Raw genomic sequence first — 21,330 nt, 5'->3', positions numbered from 1 at the left:
CAGGTGATCAGCGCTGACCCGCTGCAGGAACCAGCCCGTCTGGGATCACCGCGGCCATCGTCAGCATGAACACGGTGGACAGCCACTGCGCCGCCTGCTCGGTGACGTGCATGTCCGTCATCAGCCGCGGGATCGCGTTGATCATGATCCTCTCGTTGAGGATGACCACGAACGTCGCGAGCACCAAGTCGGATGACGGGAGGCGTCCGTCGCGGCTCGGCGGTGTCGGAGGTCGGCGGCTCGATGTCCGCAGGCTCATAGGTGGCAGTCATGCCGAGACCGGTGCCGCCGCGAGAACTCATCGGCGGACGGCGATCTCGAAGAAGACTAGGGCGCACGTCACTCCGGCCCTCCCGGCAGGACGAGCTGGATCCGGCCGTCGACGAGGCGCACGGTGCCTTCCACCGAGATCTCCACCGACTGGGAGTACGGCTCCTTGCCGAGGTAGCCTTCCTCGGTTCCGGAGACGGTGGCCGTTCCGCGCGTGACGGTGGTGACGACCGGAGCGTCGCCGTACTCCGCCCTCTCCAGGGTCACCTGGGGATAGGCGGTGACCTTCCAGCGGACGTCCGAGACCTCGCCGAAGTGGAACGGGTCGGCGAAGGGGCAGCCCTTCGGCGCGATGTCGTGGCTCCGCGCGCACTGGTCGACCAGCTGCCGGACCTGCCGATCGACCTCGGCGTTCGCCGACGGCCTGATGCTCACCGGGAGGTCGACGGACGCGCCCGCGTCGCCGTCCGCCGCGGCGGCGTAGGTGACGGCGACCTTCGTGGGCGTGGCTTCGAGCATCGGGTTGTCCGCCAGGCGCACGGTGTGGCGGCCGACGAGCGCGACGGTCTGGATGCCCTCCTGCTCCGGCTGGGCCCGCACGGTCTGGCCGTCGACCATCACCTCCGTGGAGCCGGGCGCCGTCACCGAGAGCGGCACCCCGAGGTCGGCCACGCGCCAGCGGTGGAAGAGCGCCAGCGTGCTGTCGTCGTCCCGGATGAGCCGAAGGAAGGACGTGTAGCGCGCCGTGCCGACCACGTAGCGCACCTTCACGCTCGCCGTGCGGTCCTCCCTCTCCCCGCTCTCTTCGGTCACGTCCTCCTCGGTCACGTCGAGGATCTCCAGGTCGGACGGCGGCTCGTAGCCGGGGTTCCGCAGGGCCTCCGGCGACAGGAGGGGAGAGCCCCGCAGCTGCTCTGCGTCGTCCGGGGGGAGCGTGTGCAGCACGGCTTCGGCGTCGCGCTTGCCGAGTGCCGAGAAATACTGCCGGACCACGGTCTCTGGTGAGAACAACGTCGCCTTGACGAGGAACTGACCGAGGAGCAGCGCGGCCACTGACGCGAAGGCCGTCACGATCCAGAGAAGCCTTTTGGGGCCTTTCTCTGGGTCGACCCAGAGACCTTCTGTGGCGGGGGCGGCCCGCGCTGGTGCGGGCTCGGCCGCGGGCTCGGGAGGCTGTCCGGTCTCGTCGGTCTCGTCGGTCTCGGGACGGACGCGGTCCGGCCCGAGGCTCTCGCCGCAGCGCAGGCAGGCTGCCACGCCCGGAAGCGCGATCGTGCGGCAGCGGTGGCAGGATTCCTGGATGGTCATGGCCGTCTCGCCTTCGTGAGTCGTCCTAGCCCGGTTGGCAGTCAGGCGTGATGGTGACCGGCAGGGGCCGGATCGGGGCGTCGGGGTCGGGCAGCGAGTACGTCTCGCCCGCCGCCTCAAGCCGTTCGAGGCGTAGTTCGGTCGGCGGATGCGTCCGGTGGACGGCGTCCTCCCAGCGGTCGCGGGCGCCGTCTACCATGCCGCCCGTGCGGGAGAGGAAGCGCCGCATTCCGGCGAGGTGCCCGGCCTGCTTCGCGGCCCGGTCGGCGCGGTACTCCGCCGCCCGTGAATCGGCCGCCTGCATCGGCATTACCAGGTACCGGGTCGTGAAAAGGAACGGCCACATGAACAGCCACAGCCCGAACATCAGCAGCGAACCGCGCGCCACCCGCAGTATCGCGGTGGCGATCAGGTAAGGGATGTACAGCGGGAGCGCCACGCCCCGGACGAACGCCGCCGCGATCGGGTCGGCGTTGTTCCAGTGTGCCAGCTCGTGGCAGATCACCGCCGCGAGCACGTCCGGGTCATGGCAGAACTCGTCCAGCAGCCCCCGGTGGAGGACGATGTGCCTGCTCAGCGCATACGCGTTGAGGTCGGCGCGGTCGTCGATCAGCAGGTGCGGGATCCCGTCGATCCCGAGCCGGCGCGCGCATTCGACGGCGATCGGCATCACGAGCTCGCGCTCGCGGCGGCTGAGCCTGCGCACCCCGGCGGCCTTCAGGCGCAGTGGCTCGGTCGCCACCGAGCACACCGTGGACAGGGCGCCGATCGCGGATCCGGCCAGCAGCTGGCCGAACGCGATGCCGATGGCGGTGCCAAGGTCCACCGAGGAGAGCAGCAGCCAGGGGCCGAACAGGCCCACGAGGACGCCGCCGACCATTCCGGTGAAGGCGCCCGCGATGGTCCCGGTCAGCCCGCCGATCTGAAACGCGCCGTTCGGCAGCGCGTCCCCGATGACCGGGATGCCGAGCGTTCCGAGGGCGCCGCTGACGAACCCGACGAGGCCGGCAAGCGCCGCGCCGAGGAGCCCGCAGAGAACGGCGAACGGGACGTTGAACCAGGCGCAGACCAGCGCAACGGTCGCACCTCTGAGGTTCCGCGTCGTCCCGGCGATGAGCCAGGACGCGGCGCTCGGGAAGCGGGGTGGACGGTCCTGCGGTGCGGGCCAGTCCCCGGCGGGCCGGCGGCACGAGCTGCAGGCGTCCTCCCCCGAAACGAGTTCGGTGGAGCAGTTCGAGCATTTCATTCGCGATCCCTAGGGAGAAGTCGGCGGACGTCGGCGAACGTCAACTGGCCGGTGTGGACGAGGAACTCGGCGAGGTGCTGGAGCCCGCGGTCGCCCGCGACCTGCGGGATGCCCGCGGCGCGCAGCCGCCTGCGCAGGTTCTCGACGCGCCTGCGCACCTGCGCCTCGGTGTGGTGGCGGCCGATCCGGCGGGCGGCGTCCCGGTAGGTGCGGATGTTCTCGATGCGCGACGTGCGCATGAACTCCTCGAACAACGCGGCGACCGCCCGCAGGTCCTTCTCGGTGAGCTTCACGTCCAGGCCGGAGACCGTGGACAGCCCGAAGGGCTCGGTGCCCGGGTCGGACGCGTCCGCTGCGGGCTGCTCGTGCGGCGTCACGATGAGCACGTGCGAGCCGAGCCGACCGTCTACGATCACCCGCGTGACGATGTCGAGGGGGTGACGGCGCCGGCGGGGCAGCAGGTTCCGCGCGATGTGCGGGTCGGTGACGACAAGCGGGCGGGTGCCGCTGTCGTTCACCAACCACCAGATGGCGCCGTCCCAGCGCACCGTGCCGGAGCGTCGGGAGATGCCGTGGTCGTCCGGGTCGAGGCGGATCGTGCAGCCGGGGTCGCGGCCGAACGTGACCGGCTCGGTCTCGGTGGCCTGGTGGCGCTCCTGCCCGTAGGTGACGGTCGCCCGGATCATGGCCGCCGCACCGCCCGACCGGCCGCGGGACGGCACTCGCCCAGGACGATGATCCCGGCCGCCGCCCGGTGCAGGTCGCCCGACACGGTGCGCAGGTTCGGGGAGAGGACGACGGTGTCCCGGCGGGCGGCGAACGCGGCGAAGTATCCGTCCCGGCTGGCGAGGTAGAACCGCTCGAAGCCGCGTCCCGCCAGGAACTCGAAGCGCTCGCCGAGCAGCCGGTCGGCGGCGTCGGGCGCCGGGGAGGCGACCGCGACCGGCACCTGCCGGGCGGCGAACGCGCCGAGGTGGGTCTCCAGCGCCCAGAGCCGCCCGGCGACGAGGACGTGGTCGGCGTGCCCGGCCACGTCGAAGATCGCCTCGATCCGCGCCGCGCCGACCTCGCGCGGGACGCGGCACCCGCGCTCGTACAGGATGTTCTCCAGGTCGACGAGCAGCGCGGTACGGCCCAGGCGTTGCGGGGACGGCCCGCGCCTCCGCGAGCGGCAGGCCGGGGGGCGGGCATCGAGGGCTGCGGAGTGGCGCCTCCCGGTCACGTGGCGCGGCATGACCGCCGGGGTGGGCCGGTAGGCCCGGTCGGAAAGTGATTCAGTCATGTGAATCACTGTGCCCTGCCCCGCGTGATCGCATCAAGGCATGGGCCGCGACAGAACGCGCCTCGGGGAGCCCTCCCCATCTACGAGGAGGTTTATGCCGTGATCAGAGCATGGTTCGGGGAGCGCTCCCCAAACCGTCCGAGGTACTTGACGCAGCGAATCACGGACTGATTAACTGGTGAATCGCGCGAATCTGAATCAGTCGGTGCCGGCGCGGGGACCGGCGTCGAGAGTGAGGCGGCACGGCCATGGACGATCCTGCCGAACCGCAGGGGGACCTCCAGCGGCTCGGCGCCGAGCTGCGGCGGCTACGCGACCACGCCGGGATCTCCGGCCGCAAGCTGGCGCGCCGGATCGAGGGGATGAGCCAGTCCAAGGTGTCGAGGATCGAGGCGGGCAACGCGGTGCCGACCCCAGCCCAGGTCGACCGGTGGGCGAGCATAACCGGCGCCTCACCCTCGACCAGGAGGGGCCTCGTCGAACTGGCCGAGCATGCGCAAACCGAGATCCAGGACTACCGGACGGCACTGCGCGGCCGGTCGCACCGGCAGGGCGTCGTGGCCGAACGGGAGGAGAAGGCACGGATGGTGCGCACCTTCCACCCCTCGATGGTTCCGGGGTTGCTCCAGACCGCGCAGTACGCCCTGCAGGTGTTCGGCCTGTCTCCGGTCACCGAGGCCAGGGAGGGCGCCCCGGCCGCCGCGTTCGCCCGGGTCGACCGGCAGGCCGTGCTGTTCGAACCCGGCCGCCGGTTCGAGTTCCTGCTCACCGAGGCCGCGCTGCGCTGGCGTCCCGGCCCGGACGGTCGGCGCGCGCTGCCCGCCCAACTCGACCGCATCGCCTCGCTCAGCACGCTCGGCACCGTGTCCATCGGGATCATTCCAGGCGGGCAGGAGGCCCTGACCCTCGCCTCGCACGCGTTCGTGATCTACACCGGCCGGCAGCCCGATGAGACGTTCGTGACCATCGAGACCATCCATTCCGGCCTTACCGTCCGCTCCCCGGAACAGATCGAACTGTATGAGCGTACGTGGGCGGCGCTGCGGCAGATGGCCGTCTACACCGACGAGGCCCGCCACCTACTCGCCCGGCTGGCCGTCGACCTGCGTGCCTCGGTGGAGTGACTGGTGGGCGCCGTACACGAGCCGCCTGCCGGGTGGGGGACGCCCCGGCGCGCGCGCAGAGACATCCCCCGGTCGGCTCCGCGGCGTCAGCCGTCGATGAACTGGCGCAGCGCGGCTGCGAACGCCTCCCGCGCGGCCGGCGCCATCCGGATCACTGGCCCGTCCGGGTCCTTGGAGTCGCGCAGGAACAGCACCCTGCCGTCCAGGCTGACCTCCACGCACTCGTCGATCTCGCTGTGGCTGCTCTTCCGCCACCGCAGCGAGGCCCTCCGCCGCGCTTTTCCGCTCTCCCGCATAACAGTTCCCTTCTGGATTCGCCGCCAGATCCCTTCCGTCGGCGACGCCAGAATCTGCGGGCGTTCCGGCAGGCTCCCGGCACGTTCATGGAACAGCGGGCGCGCTCCTGGCGGCGTCCTGGAATCCGCAGGTCGGATGGGATGAGGATCGGTCGTGGAATTTCGTTTGCTCGGGCCGGTTGAGGCCGTCACGGATAGCGCTGTGATTACCTTCGAAGGGAAACGCCTGCTGCTTCTCGTGCGGCTCCTCATGGCCGCGGGGAGAATGGTGACAACCGAGGAACTCATCGACGTCCTATACGCGGAGGAACCGGACAGGCCGAAGCCGCGTGAGAACGTCCAGGACCACGTCAAGCATCTGAAGAACCAACTGGACGCGGCCGAGCCGGGATTCGCCGAACGGTTCTCCAAGCGCGGTCCCGGTTACCGCCTGAACGTCGACGCCGACGACGTGGACATGCGCAGATTCGAAGCCCGGGCCAGGCGGATGGACGTGCTCACCTGCCAGGACCGGGTCCGGAACTCCCTGGAGATTGCCCTCCTCGGACGGGAGGCGCTCCAGGAGTGGGGCGGAGTGGACGTCCGGCCCGCAGACTGCCGGCCCTTGGCGGACGTGTCCGGTGTCTGGGCGGAGGGCGAGAAGGAGAGCCTGCGCAAGGAGTTCCGGAAGGTCCTGACCGCGTACTGGGAAGCCGAAGTGCTTTCGGGGAACGGCGCGCATCTCGTACCGGAACTGCGCGAGCACAGCAACGCCCAGCCGTGCGACGAGCACCGGATCAGGCTGCTGATGCGCGCCTACTGCCAGGCGGGCAACCCGGCGAAGGCCATCGATGTCTACGAAACCCTCACGCGCAACTTGAAGAAGCGGTACCAACGGGAGCCCGGCAGGGAGACGAAGGAACTCTTCGAACAGATCAGGAACCAGGAATCCGCGACCGCCGCCGAGGGAGCCGCCATGCCGCATGACGAGCCAGACGAGCCGAAAGGCCAGACCAACAACTACGGTGCCACCTTCAACCAGCCGTTCAGCATCACCGGGTCGGCGAACGTCCAAGGGCTGGTGTTCGGGGGCGAGAACGTCAGCCTCAACTTCGGCGACCAAGGAGCGCTCGTGCCGGTACCGCGCTCCGAGGCAGTACCGGACGGCTGGCAGGGCGGCGCCGACGTGGACGTCGGCGACCGCACCTACCTCCTGCACACGCCGTACCTCGACGAGCGGCACTCCCCCGACCAGGCCGTCGTCTACCGCGAGGCGCGCGCATTGAGGCGCGAGCCGGAGCGGACGGGTAGAAGGCCCGAGTACGTCTGGCTCCGCCAGGTCAGCATGCGCGCCGACACCCCGGAGGCCCACGACGCGGTCAAGGCCCTGTCCGACGAGCACGGTCTGCTGACCGAACTGGACCGTACCCCAGGCCTCCCGCGCCCGGCCGGCGAACCGCGGCGGGCCCCGGACGGACGTACCACGCTCGCCGTGACCTGGCCGTCCACCCCGGCCGACGGGGCCCCGTGCCCCGGCATCGACACGATGATCGACCCGGGTGGCGGGCCGCTCGACCCGTTCCAGGTCTACGGGCTCCTCCAGGGCCTCGCCGGGCTCTGCGACGTCCTCGTCCGTCTGCACCGGCTCGGCGTCGCGCACCGCGAGCTGACCCCGGCCGCAGTCCTCGCCGTCGACCGGGGACGGCTGGCCCTGCGCGACCTGGGCCTCGCCGCCCGGCCGTTCCGGAACGGCGAGGGCGGCTCCGACCACCAGGCCCCCGAGCAGCGGACGGGCGCCGGACGCCCCGCGGGTCCGCACACCGACGTCTACCGGCTCGCCGCCGTCGCCTACCACCTGATGACCGGGAGTCCCCCGGACTCGCGCGCCCCGCTCCCCGTGGCCGGTCAGGTCCTCCCCGACCTGCCGGAGCGGTTCGGATGCACGCTGGACGCCGCGCTCGCGGCCGACCCCGCCGAGCGTCCCGGCATGGCCGCGCTCGGCGCCGCGTTCCAGAACGCCCGCAAGTCCATGCGCTGACCCACCCGCGCCCGAGCCTGGCCCACCCCCAAGGACGACGATGACGCTTCGCTACGTGTCCCTCCCCGGCCCCATCACCCTGATCCCCAGCAAGAACCTGCACGCTGAAATGGCCCGGCTCCTCAACAGGCACCCGACCCTGCGGCTGCCCAGAAACCCTGGGGAGTTAGTGGGTGAGCTGCGCTCCCGGCCCGACGGCGTCGCCGCGACGTTCAGCGAGCCGAAGCGCGGCGGCGACGACTGGAGCATCCTGCTCTACCTGCCGACCTTCACCCTCCGCCTGTTCCTTACCAAGGGATACCAGGACGCGTACATGGTCGGCGCGATCGGGCTCATGCGGATCCACGACCACCAGCGGCTGGCGGAGGGCGCGCTGCTGATCCGCCCGTCCGGGTGGCGGATGGCGTTCGACGTGAAGAGCATCCCGCGGCCGTCCGCCTCGTACTGGAAGCCGCTGGTGGCGGAGTGGCGGCGGCTCGGCGAGGACCTCGCGGCGCGGCACGGCGCGCCCGGGCTGACCGAGGAGCAGGCCGCCTTCCTCGACACTGTCGACCGGGTGATCGACGCCGACGAGCGGATCACCACGGAGGCGGCGCGGGCGGCGCCGCTGTTCCCCTACCGCGGCGTGGACGCTGCGGGGGAGCGGCGGGAAGGCACCCGGCAGTACTACAGGTTCCGCCTGGCGGGCGGTCAGGCACCGGACGAGCGAGCGTTCGTTCAGATCCACGGCGCGCCGGACCTGCGGGGGCAGGTGGCGCGGGTGGCGCGGGGCGTCGTCACGGTCCGCTTCGACCACCCGGTGGACTGGGAGCGGTTCGCCGCGTCGCCCCAGGGGCAGCTCGAACTGACGTCCAGCCGGGTCGTGTACGCCAAGCAGCGGGAGGCGGTCGCGCTGCTCCGCTCGCGCCGGGCCTGCAACACGACGCTGCTCCCCGCCCTCGTCGCGGGCGGCGGCGGGCGGCTCCCGCAGGTGCCGGCAGTCCAGGTCGACGGGCTGGACGCCGACCAGTCCGAGGCCCTGCAGAAGGGCCTGGCGACCCAGGACGTCCTCGTGGTGCACGGCCCGCCGGGCACCGGCAAGACGCGCGTGATCAGCCAGCTCGCGCACGCCGCCCGGACGGAGCTCGGGGAGCGGGTCCTCGTCACCTCGCACACAAACCGGGCCGTCGACAACGTCCTTGCCAGGCTGCCGAAGGACCTCCGGGCGATCAGGGTCGGCAACGACGGCTCCGTCACCGCCGAAGGCAAGCCCTACCTTCTGGACCGCCAGGTCGACGATATCCGCGACCGGGTGCTCGGCGAGGCGGAGCGGGCGGCCGGTCGGTACGAGCGCCTGCACGACGCCGGGCGGTGGACGGACGAGCTCGCCGCCGCCCTCGCCGGACTCGACGCGGCGCGGGAGGAGGAGACCCAGGCGTGGATCCGGCTCGACCAGGCCCGCCGCGCCACCGGCGGCGGCGTCCAGCTCCGCGTGGACGAGCTGGCGGCCGGGCTGGATGCCCGCGACCGCGCCATCGACCGGCTGCGGCGGCGCATGGAGCGACGCGGCGAGCGCATCCGCTGGACTGCCGCACACGCCGCGATGCCGCTGCTCGGCGTCCTGCTCGGGTGGCTGAGCGAGCTGTGGCGGCGGCGGCAGGAGGCGGCCGGGCAGCGCGCGAAGCACCTCCGCGAGGAGCGCCGACTGGCCGGCGACGCCCTGGCGGCGGCGGAGCGGGAGCTCGACGTGACCACCCGGGACCAGCCGGCCGTCCGGGAGGCGCGGGGCGCGGTCCACGCCGCCCAGGGACGCCGCGACGCGCTCCGGCCCGCCGTCCAGAAGTCGGCGCGCGAGGCACGGCTCGCGACGGCGACGGTTAAGGCGCCGCCGCCCGTCCGCGAGGACGCCGGAGCCGACGCCCTCGAACGGGACGCGAAGGCCCTGCTCGGCTGGCTGCGCGCGAACCTCGGGCCGTTGCGCGGGCGGGCCGCGCTGCTCGCCGAGTGGCGCGCCGACGTCGCGCGGGAGGCCGAGCCGCTGTCGTCCGAGCTGGTCCGCTACGCCGACGTCGTCGCCGCGACCTGCATCGGAGCGGCGTCCCGCCGGGAACTCGCCGACCTCGACTTCGACCTTGCGATCGTGGACGAGGCCGGGCAGATCGGCGTCGCGAACGCGCTGGTCCCTCTGATCCGCGCCCGCCGCGGCGTGCTGGTGGGCGACGACCGGCAGCTCCCGCCGTTCCTCGACTCCGAGGTCGAGGAGTGGGGCCGGTCCGTCGAGGACCCCCTCGTCCGGGAACTGCTCGCGACGAGCGCGCTTGAGCGGCTGTCCGGCGGCGAGGTCGTCCGGCTGACCGGGCAGCGGCGAATGCCCGCGGAGATCGCCGACTTCGTCTCCGACGCGTTCTACGGCGGACGGCTGCAGACGAAGGTCCGGCGCGAGCACCGGGACGCGCTGTTCGGCCGCCCGCTGGCGTTCGTCGACACCGCGCGGCTCCCCGAGGCCGAGCGCTACGAGCGTCCGGTGGGCGGGCGCGGCGAGTCGTGGGGACGGTCCGGCTACGTCAACTCGGCCGAGGCCGCGCTGCTAGTGGAGCTGGCCGTGCACTACGAGCGGGTCGGGGCCGGGTGGGCGGTCATCGTCCCCTACAAGGCGCAGGCACGGCAGATCGTGCGGGCCGTGGCGCGCGGCATCGGCGACACCGAGAAGGCCGCGCTGAACGTCGGCACCGTCGACTCGTTCCAGGGCGGCGAGCGCGAGGTGATCCTCTACGGGTTCACCCGGAGCAACGACGCCGGACGCGTCGGCTTCCTCAAGGAGCTGCGCCGCGCCAACGTCGCCTTCACCCGCGCGCAGTTCCAGCTCGTCCTCGTCGGCGACCTGACCACCCTGACCGCGGCCCGCGACCGGGGCTTTCGGGAGCTGGCCGTCGCACTGCGCGCCCACACGGCCAAGCACGGCGAGATCCGGCAGTACCGGGACGTCCACGCCCAGGTCACCAGGCTCAACGAAGAGGAGGGCCGGGCATGACCGGCAAGTGGCTCATCCCCTACCCGGAGGAGCGCGCCCTGGAGGACGCCGCGTACGCGCGCGGCGATAGGCCCACTCGCATCTACCATCTGCTGCTTCCGGTGTGGCGTGTCGAGATCCGGGCGACGGTCACCGAGGCCGAGCCGTACGACCTGATCGACTACTACCTCGAACGCGGCATCCGGGACTGCGCCCTCGACACCCCGGCCGAGCTGGCGGACTTCTTCTCCCTGGACGAGGTGCTCGTCGACCGGGCGCTGCGCGTGCTGGCGCGGATCGGCCACGTGCGGGACGACGGCGGCGGGCGGGTCGCGCTCACCGAGATCGGGATGCGGTCCGTCCGGGACAGGTGGCGCTACACCGTCGAGACCCGGGACCGCCGCGAGCTGTACTTCGACGGCCTCGGCTCGCAGCCGCTCCCGCGCGCGTACTACGAGCCGTCCACCGTGACCCTGCTCGCCGGGGAGGATCTGACGGACGTGGTGAACCGGCGCACCGGCGGCCCGGCGTTCCGGCCGGTCGTCAGCCAGCGGATGTTCCGCGACGAGGCGCTGGCCGAGCTGGCGGCGCGCCGCGACCGCGACCGGTTCAACCTGCCCGCCCGGATCGACGCGCCGGAGCGCGTCGCGCCGCCCGTCCCCGTCTACCTGCCCGCCTACCTGGTGCGGACGGTCGCGCCCGACAGCCGCCCGCGGCTGCTCGCCTACACTCAGGCGGGCGACACGGCCGACGAGGACCTCACCCGGATGTACGGCGGGCCCGACCTCGCCGCGCTGATCGAGAACGAGGAGTCCGCCGCCCGGGACGGCCGCGACGAGGCCCGGGCCCGGGACTGGCTGCGCGGCCGCGGCTTGGACGCCGTCCACCCGCGGCGGCAGCCGGACGGCATGCTCCGCGTCACCCTCCCGGCGTCGGCGTTCGACGGCAGCGACCGGGTGCCGCTGCACAAGCTCGGGTCGTTCGTCGTTGGGGGCACCGACTTCTTCCACGTCTGGTGCGAGGACGAGAGGGTCCGCCGCCGCGCGCTGCTGTACCGGATCGAGTCCTACGCCCGGCCGAACATCAGGCGCGCCGACCTCGACCAGCGGATCGCCAGGATCGGCCGGCAGGTCGGGCTCGGCGAGGTCGACTTCGCCGAGCTTCGCCGGATGGCGGCGCGCGCGGGGAAACGCGACCTCGTGTCCCTCCTCGACGACATCGGCGAGCGCTCATGACCGCCGCGCACGGGCGCTCCGGGCCGCGCCGGAGCCGCCGGACGATCGACGGCGCGTCGCTCTCCCGGCTGCTCTTCGGTCTGCCGTGGTTCCTGACCAGCCTGCTCGTCGTCCTGCTGGCCGGCGCGGTCGCCGGAGCGGTCGCCGCCCCGCTCGGCCCGCTGGTGGTGCTCGGCTGGCTCGGGTCCGGCGCGGTCGTCTTCTGGGACCGCGCCGAGTCCTGGTTCGCCCGGTCGGTGCTGCGTTGCCGTCCACCGACCGAGGAGGAGCGGAACCGGCTCGCACCGATCTGGGACGAGGTCACCCGCCGCGCGGGCGTCGACGGGTCGCGGTACTCGCTGTGGATCGAGCCGGCCGCCGAGATGAACGCGCAGGCGGGCGCTGGGCACGTCGTCGCGGTCACCGACTGGACGCTCCGCACCCAGCACCCGCGCGGCCTCGCCGCGATCCTGGCCCACGAGCTGGGCCACCACATGGGCGGGCATGCCTGGTCCACGCTCGTCGTCCTGTGGTACTCACTCCCGGGCCGCGTCGCCGTGCGGACGGCCCGGGCCGTCGTCCGGTTCGCGCTGCACATGATCCTGGTTTTCTCCGCGCTCGGCTGGTCGCTCGCGATCGTGATGCTGATGTTCATCGGGTTCGCTCTGGTGCTGGCGGCGCCGTACCTGATCCTGCTGCCCGTGCTGCCATACGCGGCCGCGTACGCCTCGCGCGCCGCGGAGCTGCGCGCCGACCAGTTCGCGGCTCGGCTCGGCTACGGCGAGGATCTGCTCCAAACACTGCGGACACTGCGTGAGGTCGAGTCCGGCGCGCCCCCGGAGAACCGCATCGCGGGATATCTGGCGACGCATCCGCCGACCGCGGAACGTCTCCGCGCGGTGGAATTCTTCCTGGGCAGCGCGTGGCTGCGGCGGGACGAATTCGAAACCGAAACAAAGCGATCATGAAAGGGCCCGGCGGGCAGCCACCGGAACAGCGAAATCCGTTCGGCGGCGACATTGGCTGCATTAGGCTCGGGCGGCGGGCGCCTTCGCTCGGGAGGCGCCGACGGGGTGGTGACGTGGCGTGCCGAATGCCGACGGCGAACTCGCAACGGGTGACGAACTCTCCCATTACCTGCTGGCCGAGGAAATCGGCCGCGGCGGCATGGGCGTCGTCTTCCGGGCGGTCGATCGTGATCTCGACCGCGAGGTGGCGATCAAAGTGATGGCCGAGCGCGCCACCACCGGACGGAAGGCGCGCGAGCGGTTCGTCCGCGAGGCGCGCACTCTCGCCAGAATCAACCATTCGCACGTGCTGCCCATCTACGAGATCAAGGACCACGAGGGACGGCTATACCTCGCGACGCGGATGATTCCGTTCGGGCACACCCTGCGTGGCCTGCTCCGCGCGCGGACGCGGCTCGCGCCCGGCCACGCGTTGCGGCTGCTGGAGCAGATCGGCGACGCGCTCGACGCCATGCACCGCGCCGGCGTCCTGCACCTCGACCTGAAGCCCGAGAACATTCTGCTGGAAGGCCCGGAGGGCGACGAGCACCCGTGGCTGGCCGACTTCGGGCTCGCCCGCACCCGCGGCGACGAGACGACCTGGACCGACGGCATCGCGGGCACCGTTGCGTACATGGCGCCCGAGCAACTCGCCGGCACCGGCGACATCGGCCCGCGCGCCGACCTGTACGCCCTCGCGCTAGTGCTCTTCGAGACACTCACCGGACGGCAGCTCGACTTCGTCCAGCGGTCCGGCGTCCCCGGCACCCTCCCGGCGGACGAGCTGCTCACCGACCGGCTGCGGACGGTGTTCGGCCGCGCCCTCGCGCCGGTCGCCGCCGACCGGTACGAGTCGGCCGGGATGTTCCTGGCCGACGCGCGCGAGGCGCTGTCCCGGGCCCCCGCCGGTGCGGGCGCGGGTCGCGCCAGGGGCCACACGACCACCGCGCCCCCCGCCCCCCGGAACTCCCTGGCGGGCGCTCCGGGGAAGAGGCCGAAGCGTCACCGCTGGGCCGTCGCCGCCGTCGCCGTGGTGGCGGTCGCCGCCACGATGGCCGTGCTGGTCCCCGTGCTGCTCATCCAGCGCGGCGACGGCGGCACGAAACGGTCGGCGACCGCTCCCGCCGCACCCTCGCCGACCGCCGCCAACACCACGAAGCCGTCCTCTCAGCCGTCTACGCCACCGTCGCCTCGGCGGCAGGCGCCAGCGCCGGCCGCGCCGACGACGTCCAGGCCGCCGTCCGTCGCCGTGACGCCCCCGCCCCCGCCGGCCGACTCGACGCGACTTACGGTGTGCGCCGACACGCTGAGGGTCCGCGCCGCTCCCGAGAGCGTGAAGGAGACCGCCACGGTCGCCACGCTGATCAGGGGCCAGACCTTCGTGGTGGAAGTCGTCCAGGATGCGATCTGGGTCCGCGGACACTCGCCCGAGGTGCCAGCCGCCCGGGGCTGGGTCTTACGGAGGTACCTCCAACACGCCTGCCGCTGAACGGGATGACAGCCGAACGGGATGACAGCCGCGGGCGAGCTGCAAAGCTTTCAGCGGCTACCGAGACCGCCATGCCGTGGAGTGCGGCATCGACCGGCTCAAACGCCAGCTGCATGCATTGCTGGCGCGGGGACCGTGTTCGCTCGTTGTTTGCTCGTATGTCGCGGAACGGGTCGCACCTGAGCGGCACAAGACATCACTCGACGACGCCACCAGGTAGACGGAACGGTGCATAGCGGCACGACACGGCGGCCTGCGGAACAGAGCGGCAGGCACTCGAGGCTTCTAATCCGACGGTCGCGGGTTCGAATCCTGCCGGGCGCGCCACCGTATGACCTGCAGTCTTACCGCTGCCAAGATCCAAAGCTCTGTCCCGATTCGTCCTCTTGTTCGCTCGGGTGTCGCGGACCTGTCGGCGCCACCCCTGCGAACGGCCGTGATCGCCTACTCATCCGCCGCCCTGGTCACAGCGACCATGCGATCGCTGGAGCGCCGTTGTACAAGCCGTCGCCGCCGTTGCCGCCGGCTGGGTGACCGTGCACGGCGGTCAATCCGAGGAGGTCATTGCCTCGGCGTCACCGGCAACCGGACGACGCGGCCCGGTGCTGCGGTTTCGTCGGGCTCGGTATTCGGGGTTGACGATTGAGGGGACCGGTCTTCCCGCGAGGAAATCGACGATCTGGCGGGCCGCGCGGCGTGGCAGTTCCTCCAGGGAGTCCGGTGAGTACCAGGCGGCGTGAGGGGTCAGCAGCACGCCGGGGGCGTTGCGCAGTGGGCTGGCGGCGGACAGGGGCTCCTGCTCGAACACGTCGAGCGCCGCCGCGGTGACATGGCCGGACGCCAAGGCTCCGGCGAGTGCCGTCTCATCGATCAGCTCGCCCCGGCAGGTGTTCACGATGCGCGCACCAGGGCGCATCCGGGCGATGGTCTCGCCGTTCAGAAGGCGCCGGGTGAGGTCGGTCAGCGGCACGTGCAGGCTGACGATGTCGGCGACGGCCAAGGCCTCTTCCAGCCGCGAGGGCTCGTGACCGGCCGCCCGGACGGCCGCCTCGTCCACATTCGGGTCGTGCACCACCACGCGGAACTCCAGGGCGGCGGCGTGTGCGGCGACGAGCGAGCCGATCCGGCCGAAGCCGATGACGGCCACGGTGGCCCGGGAGGGACGCAGCGCGCCGGCCCCGTCGCCGGTCGCCGACCAGCGGCCGTCCCGCACCGCCCGGTCGAGGACGGGCAGCCGCCGCGCCAGCGCCATGACCATGGCGATGGTGTGGGCCGCGACCTCCTCGACGCAGTAGTCGGGGGTGTTGGCCACGGCGATCCCCCGCGCCGTGGCGCCGGCCAGGTCGATCATGTCGTGACCGATCCCCAGGCGGCTGACGAAGCGCAGCCGGTCCAGCCGGTCCAGCACCGATGCCGTGATCGGAGCCCACTGCACCAGCAGGGCCGTCGCGTCTCCGGCCTCCTCGGCGACCTCCTCGGCCGCGCGGCAGGAGGCACGGCGCACCCGCAGGCCGGCCGCCCCGAGGATCTGCTCCGGCTCGTCACCGGGCAGGTCGCAGTCGGTGATGACCACCAGCGGCGGCTCAGTCATCGCCGTCTCCTGCGTCCAGTGTGTCGCGCAGCCGTTCGGTGGCCAGCTCGATGTGGCGGGTCATCTCCGCGCAGCCGGTCTCGGCGTCACCGCTGAGGATCGCGTCCAGCAGTTCGTCGTGTGATGCGGCGTGCTCTTCGAGTGCGTCGAGCTCCAGTGCCGCCGTCGCGGCACGCAGGAACGCGCCGATCCGGCCGCCCAGCCCCGTGACGACCTCCCCCAGCATCTGATGGTCGGCCAGCTCCCACAGCCGTTCGTGGAAGCGCTGGTCGAGGTCGAACACCCGGCGGAAGTCGCCGCGGGCGGCGGCCTGCCGCATCGACGCGACCACGCGGCGAAGCTCTTTCTCCGCCATCGCGGTGAGCCTCTCCTGGACGCGGGTGACCACGAAGCGCTCCAGCACGATGCGCAGCGAGGAGAGCTCCTCCAGTTCCCTGGGCGTCAGCGTGGCCACCCGCGCCCCTCGCCGAGGCGCGCGCTCGACCAGGCCCTGATCGGTCAGCCGGACCAGCGCCTCGCGGACGGGGATGTGACTGACGCCCAGTTCGGCGGCCAGCGTCCGCTCGACCAGCCGGGCGCCCGGCGGATAGCGGCCCTCGTGGATCGCGTCGCGGATCCGCCCGGTGACCCGGTCGGTGAGGCTGTCGTCGGCGAGAGGCTGGAGCTTCATGTCATTAATGCTATAGCATCTAGCATTAATGGACTTGCTAGATGCTATAGCGGCCAGTGAGGCGGAGGGGCATGCGGATCGCTCAGGAGCGCAGGGCATTGGTCACCGGAGGCGCGTCCGGGTTCGGGCGGCTGATCGCCCGGCGGCTGCACGAGGCCGGAGCCTCGGTGGCGGTCGTCGACATCGACGCGGAGCGGGTCAAGGAAGCGGTGGACGGCCTTGGAGACCGCGCGCTCGGCATCACCGCCGACGTCCGCTCGGCCGAGGAGATGCGCGCGGCCGTGGAACGGGCGGTCGACGACTTCGGCCGGCTGGACACCCTGGTCGTCTCGGCCGGGGTCTTCCACGTCGGCACGCTGGAGGAGACCGGCGAGGACGACTGGGACCGCACCCTGGACGTCAACCTGAAGGGGGCCTTCATGACCGTCAAGGCGGCCGCCGCGGCGCTGCGCGAGTCCGGCAGAGGACGGATCGTGACGATCGGCTCCGACTGCGGGCGGCGCGGATTCCCCGGCCAGATCCCCTACGTGGCGTCCAAGTTCGGGCTCATCGGGCTGACCGAGTCGGTGGCGGCGGAGCTGGCGCCCGCCGGTGTGACGGCCAACTGCGTCTGCCCGGTCGCCTGCCCCACCACCGGGATGGGGCGAGAGGTCATCGGCTGGAAGACCGGGCGCACCGGCCTGTCGGCCGAGCAGGTGATGGAGGCGACCGCCGCCACCAACCCGCTCGGCCGCAACGCCACCGAGGACGACGTCGCCGACGCCGTCCTCTTCTTCATCTCCGACCACGCGGACTTCCTCACCGGTGTCACGCTCGACGTGGACGGCGGCGCCCGCCTCGGCAGCATCCCCGGGCCCCGGTGACATGGCCGGCCTGCCGCTCGTCGACACCCACGTCCATTTCCACGACCTCGGCCATCCGCGGCTCCGTTACCAGTGGCTGGAGCCGGACGCGCCGCACGATCCGGTCGTCGGCCCCGACGAGGCGATCCGGGCACGCCGGTACTGGGCCGACGACTTCATCGCCGAGACCCGCTTCCACAACGTCCGCAAGGTCGTCCACGTCCAGGCCGCCATCGGGACGGACGACCCCGTGGAGGAGACCCGCTGGCTGCAGGCGTTCGCCGACCGGCTCGGCGTCCCGAACGGCATCGTCGCCTACGCCGACCTCACCCGTCCCGACGCCGCCGAGACGCTGGCAAGGCACGCCGAGTTTCCCAACCTCCGCGGGATACGCGACCTGCGCTACGACGGCTACCTCACCGACGAGTCGTGGCTGCGCGGCTACGCCCTGCTGGAACGCCATGGACTGGTCGGCTGCGACGATCCGCTCCTGGAGCAGTTCCCGGACGCGCGGCGGCTGGCCGAGCGCGTTCCCGGCGTCACCCTGTGCATCGACCACGCGGGCTATCCACGCGACCGCGACAGCGAGTACTTCCGCATGTGGCGGGATGCCATGCACGACATCGCCAAGGCCCCCAACGTCGTCGTGAAGATCTCCGGCCTCGGCCAGGCCGACCACCGCTGGACGACCGGCAGCCTGCGCCCATGGGTCCTGGAGTGCATCGACGCGTTCGGCACCGAACGGGCCTTCTTCGGCACCAATTGGCCGGTCGACCGGCTCTACAGCTCCTACGGCGACGTGGTGAACGCCTACGCCGACATCATCTCGGACTTCACCGAGGCCGAGCAGCGGGCGATGTTCAGCGGCAACGCCGAGCGGATCTTCCGGCTCGGCGCCGAGGAGGCGGGGCCGTGAGCGGCGGGGAAATGAGCAAGGTGCGGGTCGCGGTGATCGGCTGCGGCTGGTGGACGACGTTCGCCCACCTTCCCGCGATCGCCGGGCATCCCGACGCGGAGATCGCCGCCCTGGCCGATCCCGACCGCGACAGGTTGGCGGCGGCGTCCGAGGCGTTCGAGGTGGACGCCGCGTTCGCCACCGCCGAGGAGCTGCTGGACGAGGTGAAGGCCGACGCGGCCGTCATCGCGGTCCCCCACGCACTGCACCACCCGATCGCCCGGCTCACCCTGGACCGCGGTCTGCCCACCCTCCTGGAAAAGCCCATGGTCATCGAGCCTCGGCACGGCCGCGAGCTGGTCGCCCTGGCCGGGCGGCGCGGCACCGAACTGCTCATCGACTACCCCTGGCACTACAACCGGCACGCGCTGACCATCCGCGAGGAACTGGCCGGCGGCGTGATCGGCCCCATCGAGCACGTGTCCTGCCTGTACGCCTCCAGCGTCCGCGAACTCTACCGAGGCGACCCGGAGCCGTACCGCGACCTGTGGGGATATCCCGTGAACGCCCCCAGCGCGAGCACCTACAGCGACCCGGCGCTGTCGGGAGGCGGGCAGGGCCAGACGCAGATCACCCATGCCGCCGCCCTGATGCTGTGGCTCACCGGCCTGCGCCCGTGCGGTGTCAGCGCCTTCTCCTCGAACTTCGAGCTCCCGATCGACCTCGCCGACGGAGTGGCGGTCCGATTCGACGGGGGCGCGATCGGCGTGCTCAGCTCGACGGGCGCCGTCCTGCCCGGCCACGACGAGATCGTCCGGTTCGAGATCTTCGGCCGCGACGGCCACGTCCTGTTCGACGTCAACCGGGGCACCGCCTCGATCCATGTCGCCGGCAAGACCGTGAACCTGCCGGAACTGCCCCATGAACAGCGCAATCCCGAGCACGCGCCCGCGCACAATCTCATCGACGTGGTGCTCGGCCGCGCGGGCAACGGCTCGTCCGGCGAGATCGGGCTCGGGGCGGTGGAGTTCGTCGCCGCCATGTACCGGTCGGCGCGCGAGGGCCGGATCGTCGACCCGGCGGACGTATAGGAGACCCGTCATGCTCACCGGTGTCTCACACATGGGCTTCACCGTCGCCGACGTCAGCGCGGCGGCGGCCTTCTACGAGCGGCTGCTCGGCGGTCCGCCGGAGGTCCGGCGGATCTACGACGCGCCCTACACCTCCGACCAGGTCGGCTACCCGGGCGCGCGGCTGGACATCGCGATCTTCCGCATCCCGGGCAGCGACGTCCGGCTGGAGCTGATCCAATACCTCGAACCCGCCGGAACCCCGGTCGACATCGAGACCAGGAACCCGGGCACCGCCCATCTCTGCCTGGTCACCGACGACCTCGCCGCCGAGTTCGCCCGGCTGACGTCCCTGGGAGCCCGTCCCCGGAGCGCCGCTCCGGTAATGATCACCTCCGGCCCCAACCGAGGACGCAACGTCGCCTACTTCCGTGACCCGCAGGGCCTGACCATCGAAATCGTCGAAGCCCGCTAGGAGCGTTCATGCGCATCGCCAACCTGAACGACCGAGCGGTCCTGCTGGCGGGGGACGGCGCCATCGACGTGGAGCATGCCGGCTCCGGCCGCTTCGGCCGGCCCTCTCCACCGTCTACGAACGCTGGGACGATTTCACGGCCTGGACCATGAACGCCTCGGCTCCCGGCCCCCGAGTCCTACGCGCAGATCTACGCGCCCCCGTACCCGCGCCACGCCAGGTGTTCGCGATCGGGTTGAAGTACCACGCACACGCAGCGGAATCCGGTCTGGCCGTACCCGAGCAGCCCGTCGTCTTCACAAAGTTCCCCACCTGCATCACCGGGCCGTACGACGACATCACCCTGCCCGATGGCGGCCACACCGATTGGGAGGTCGAACTCGTCGCCACAGCTGATCCGGCGAACCACCACTCGGAGGGCACAGAGCCGCCGGAAGCGGTTACAGGTCGGCGGCCAAGTCGCAGATCCGTTCGATGAGCCGGACCCGGTCGGCGTGCGTGCCGGCGACGGGCGTGACACTGAGGGTGGTGGCGCCGGACTCGGCGAGCGCGGCGAGGCGCTCGCGGACGTACGACTCGGTGCCGATCAGCGAGGTGTCCTTGAGCAACTGGTGGGGGACCTTGGCGGCGGCCTCGCCCTTGCGCCCGGCGAGGTACAGGTCCTGGATCTGCTCGGCCTCGCGTTCATAGCCGTACCTGCGGACGAGATCGTTGTAGAAGTTCCTGCCCTTGGCGCCCATGCCGCCGACGTAGAGGGCCACCCCCGGGCGGGCGAGATCGAGCAGCCCTTCGACGTCGGCGCCGATCGCCAGGGAGGCGGTGGCGACGATGTCCAGCTCACCCAGCGCCGGGTCCCGTTTCGCCGTGCCCTCGGCCAGCGCGGCGCCCCAGACCTGCCCGGCCCGCTCCGGCAGGTAGAGAATGGGCTTCCAGCCCTCGGCCAGCTCGGCGGCCAGCGCGACGTTCTTGGGGCCCAGCGCCGCGATGACGATCGGGATCCGGTCGCGCTCGGGGTGGTTGATGAGCTTGAGCGGCTTGCCCAGGCCGGTGCCTTCACCGGGCGGCAGCGGGATCCGGTAGTGCGCGCCGTGGTGCTCGAGCCGCCCGCGGCGCCACACCGCGCGGCAGATCTCGATGGTCTCGCGGGTGCGGCCGAGCGGCGCGGAGTACGGCACGCCGTGCCAGCCCTCGATCACCTGCGGGCCGGAGGCGCCGATGCCGAGGACGAACCGCCCGTCGGAGACATGGTCGAGGCCGGCGGCGGTCATCGCGGTCAAGGTGGGCGTACGCGAGTAGAGCGGCAGGATCCCCGACGCGATCCGGAGCCGCTCGGTCTTGGCCGCGATGTAGCCCATCTGGCTCACCGCGTCGAAACTGTACGCCTCGGGCACGAACACGATGTCCAGGCCGGCGCGCTCGTAGTCGGCCAATTCCCGGACGGTGTCCTTGAATCCCCCCGCGTAGCTGAGCGACATTCCGATGCGCATCCGCGGCCTTTCCTTTCTGCTGGGCGGAGCCGACCCCTTCCGAGGCCGGCGTCCTCCC

General features: G+C 71.9%; 20 protein-coding genes. 11 read left to right on the top strand and 9 right to left on the bottom strand.

Annotated elements, in window-relative coordinates; all coding sequences use genetic code 11:
* Positions 1–7: 7 nt before the first annotated feature.
* The 5 genes from ACGFI1_RS28290 to ACGFI1_RS28270 form a co-directional block, all read right to left on the bottom strand.
* Entirely contained in the window at positions 8–187 is a 180-nt protein-coding gene (locus ACGFI1_RS28290) for a hypothetical protein (RefSeq protein ID WP_392789499.1), read from the bottom strand.
* Between the two features lie 152 nt (positions 188–339).
* Positions 340–1,578, bottom strand: coding sequence for a hypothetical protein (locus tag ACGFI1_RS28285; RefSeq protein WP_392789497.1), 1,239 nt, complete (start codon positions 1,576–1,578; stop codon positions 340–342).
* A 25-nt stretch (positions 1,579–1,603) separates the two neighbouring features.
* Positions 1,604–2,824: a M48 family metalloprotease gene (locus ACGFI1_RS28280; RefSeq protein ID WP_392789494.1), complete on the bottom strand. Its 1,221-nt coding sequence runs from the start codon at positions 2,822–2,824 to the stop codon at positions 1,604–1,606.
* Entirely contained in the window at positions 2,821–3,510 is a 690-nt protein-coding gene (locus tag ACGFI1_RS28275) for a hypothetical protein (RefSeq protein ID WP_392789491.1), read from the bottom strand. The genes ACGFI1_RS28280 and ACGFI1_RS28275 overlap by 4 nt, the downstream gene beginning before the upstream one ends.
* Positions 3,507–4,106, bottom strand: coding sequence for a hypothetical protein (locus ACGFI1_RS28270; protein WP_392789488.1), 600 nt, complete (start codon positions 4,104–4,106; stop codon positions 3,507–3,509). The genes ACGFI1_RS28275 and ACGFI1_RS28270 overlap by 4 nt, the downstream gene beginning before the upstream one ends.
* Positions 4,107–4,354: 248 nt before the next feature.
* Here ACGFI1_RS28270 and ACGFI1_RS28265 point away from each other — a divergent pair, with 248 nt between their 5' ends.
* Positions 4,355–5,230, top strand: coding sequence for a helix-turn-helix domain-containing protein (locus ACGFI1_RS28265; RefSeq protein ID WP_392789485.1), 876 nt, complete (start codon positions 4,355–4,357; stop codon positions 5,228–5,230).
* A gap of 86 nt (positions 5,231–5,316) precedes the next feature.
* On the opposite strand, the gene ACGFI1_RS28260 is transcribed toward ACGFI1_RS28265, so the two are convergent.
* Entirely contained in the window at positions 5,317–5,526 is a 210-nt protein-coding gene (locus tag ACGFI1_RS28260; protein WP_392789483.1) for a DUF397 domain-containing protein, read from the bottom strand.
* A 202-nt stretch (positions 5,527–5,728) separates the two neighbouring features.
* Between ACGFI1_RS28260 and ACGFI1_RS28255 the strand changes: the two genes are divergently transcribed.
* The 5 genes from ACGFI1_RS28255 to ACGFI1_RS28235 all read left to right on the top strand — a co-directional run bounded on the left by ACGFI1_RS28255 (position 5,729) and on the right by ACGFI1_RS28235 (position 14,242).
* Positions 5,729–7,543, top strand: a complete 1,815-nt coding sequence (locus ACGFI1_RS28255; RefSeq protein ID WP_392789480.1) for a BTAD domain-containing putative transcriptional regulator — start codon at positions 5,729–5,731, stop codon at positions 7,541–7,543.
* A 40-nt stretch (positions 7,544–7,583) separates the two neighbouring features.
* Entirely contained in the window at positions 7,584–10,553 is a 2,970-nt protein-coding gene (locus ACGFI1_RS28250; RefSeq protein ID WP_392789477.1) for a DEAD/DEAH box helicase, read from the top strand.
* A complete protein-coding gene (locus tag ACGFI1_RS28245; RefSeq protein ID WP_392789474.1) occupies positions 10,550–11,767 on the top strand; it encodes a hypothetical protein in 1,218 nt (405 codons plus the stop codon). Before ACGFI1_RS28250 ends, ACGFI1_RS28245 begins: the two co-directional genes overlap by 4 nt.
* Positions 11,764–12,714, top strand: a complete 951-nt coding sequence (locus ACGFI1_RS28240; RefSeq protein ID WP_392789471.1) for a M48 family metalloprotease — start codon at positions 11,764–11,766, stop codon at positions 12,712–12,714. The genes ACGFI1_RS28245 and ACGFI1_RS28240 overlap by 4 nt, the downstream gene beginning before the upstream one ends.
* A 118-nt stretch (positions 12,715–12,832) precedes the next feature.
* On the top strand, positions 12,833–14,242 hold the full coding sequence (locus ACGFI1_RS28235; RefSeq protein ID WP_392789469.1) for a serine/threonine-protein kinase: 1,410 nt from the start codon (positions 12,833–12,835) through the stop codon (positions 14,240–14,242).
* Positions 14,243–14,789: 547 nt separating this feature from the next.
* On the opposite strand, the gene ACGFI1_RS28230 is transcribed toward ACGFI1_RS28235, so the two are convergent.
* Both ACGFI1_RS28230 and ACGFI1_RS28225 read right to left on the bottom strand, forming a co-directional pair.
* Entirely contained in the window at positions 14,790–15,833 is a 1,044-nt protein-coding gene (locus tag ACGFI1_RS28230; RefSeq protein ID WP_392789466.1) for a C-terminal binding protein, read from the bottom strand.
* Complete coding sequence (locus ACGFI1_RS28225) at positions 15,826–16,503, bottom strand: GntR family transcriptional regulator (RefSeq protein WP_392789465.1); 678 nt, start codon at positions 16,501–16,503, stop codon at positions 15,826–15,828. Before ACGFI1_RS28225 ends, ACGFI1_RS28230 begins: the two co-directional genes overlap by 8 nt.
* 71 nt (positions 16,504–16,574) lie before the next feature.
* On the opposite strand from ACGFI1_RS28225, the gene ACGFI1_RS28220 reads away from it, so the two are divergent.
* The 5 genes from ACGFI1_RS28220 to ACGFI1_RS28200 all read left to right on the top strand — a co-directional run bounded on the left by ACGFI1_RS28220 (position 16,575) and on the right by ACGFI1_RS28200 (position 20,263).
* Positions 16,575–17,366, top strand: a complete 792-nt coding sequence (locus tag ACGFI1_RS28220; RefSeq protein ID WP_392789462.1) for an SDR family NAD(P)-dependent oxidoreductase — start codon at positions 16,575–16,577, stop codon at positions 17,364–17,366.
* Between the two features lies 1 nt (position 17,367).
* Positions 17,368–18,261, top strand: coding sequence for an amidohydrolase family protein (locus ACGFI1_RS28215; protein ID WP_386873919.1), 894 nt, complete (start codon positions 17,368–17,370; stop codon positions 18,259–18,261).
* Entirely contained in the window at positions 18,258–19,331 is a 1,074-nt protein-coding gene (locus ACGFI1_RS28210) for a Gfo/Idh/MocA family protein (RefSeq protein WP_392789458.1), read from the top strand. Before ACGFI1_RS28215 ends, ACGFI1_RS28210 begins: the two co-directional genes overlap by 4 nt.
* Positions 19,332–19,341: 10 nt before the next feature.
* The gene (locus ACGFI1_RS28205; protein ID WP_386873921.1) at positions 19,342–19,785 is read left to right on the top strand and encodes a VOC family protein; all 444 of its coding nucleotides are present in this window, start codon (positions 19,342–19,344) and stop codon (positions 19,783–19,785) included.
* Positions 19,786–19,933: 148 nt separating this feature from the next.
* Positions 19,934–20,263, top strand: a complete 330-nt coding sequence (locus ACGFI1_RS28200; protein WP_392789453.1) for a fumarylacetoacetate hydrolase family protein — start codon at positions 19,934–19,936, stop codon at positions 20,261–20,263.
* On the opposite strand, the gene ACGFI1_RS28195 is transcribed toward ACGFI1_RS28200, so the two are convergent.
* Complete coding sequence (locus tag ACGFI1_RS28195; RefSeq protein ID WP_392789450.1) at positions 20,226–21,272, bottom strand: LLM class F420-dependent oxidoreductase; 1,047 nt, start codon at positions 21,270–21,272, stop codon at positions 20,226–20,228. The genes ACGFI1_RS28200 and ACGFI1_RS28195 overlap by 38 nt on opposite strands.
* Positions 21,273–21,330 lie beyond the last annotated feature (58 nt).

It is taken from the genome of Actinomadura geliboluensis (genome assembly GCF_043197915.1).
Taxonomy (GTDB): Bacteria; Actinomycetota; Actinomycetes; order Streptosporangiales; family Streptosporangiaceae; genus Spirillospora; species Spirillospora geliboluensis.
Note: the sequence above shows the minus strand (reverse complement) of the source record. Positions and strands in the feature narration are given on the sequence as shown.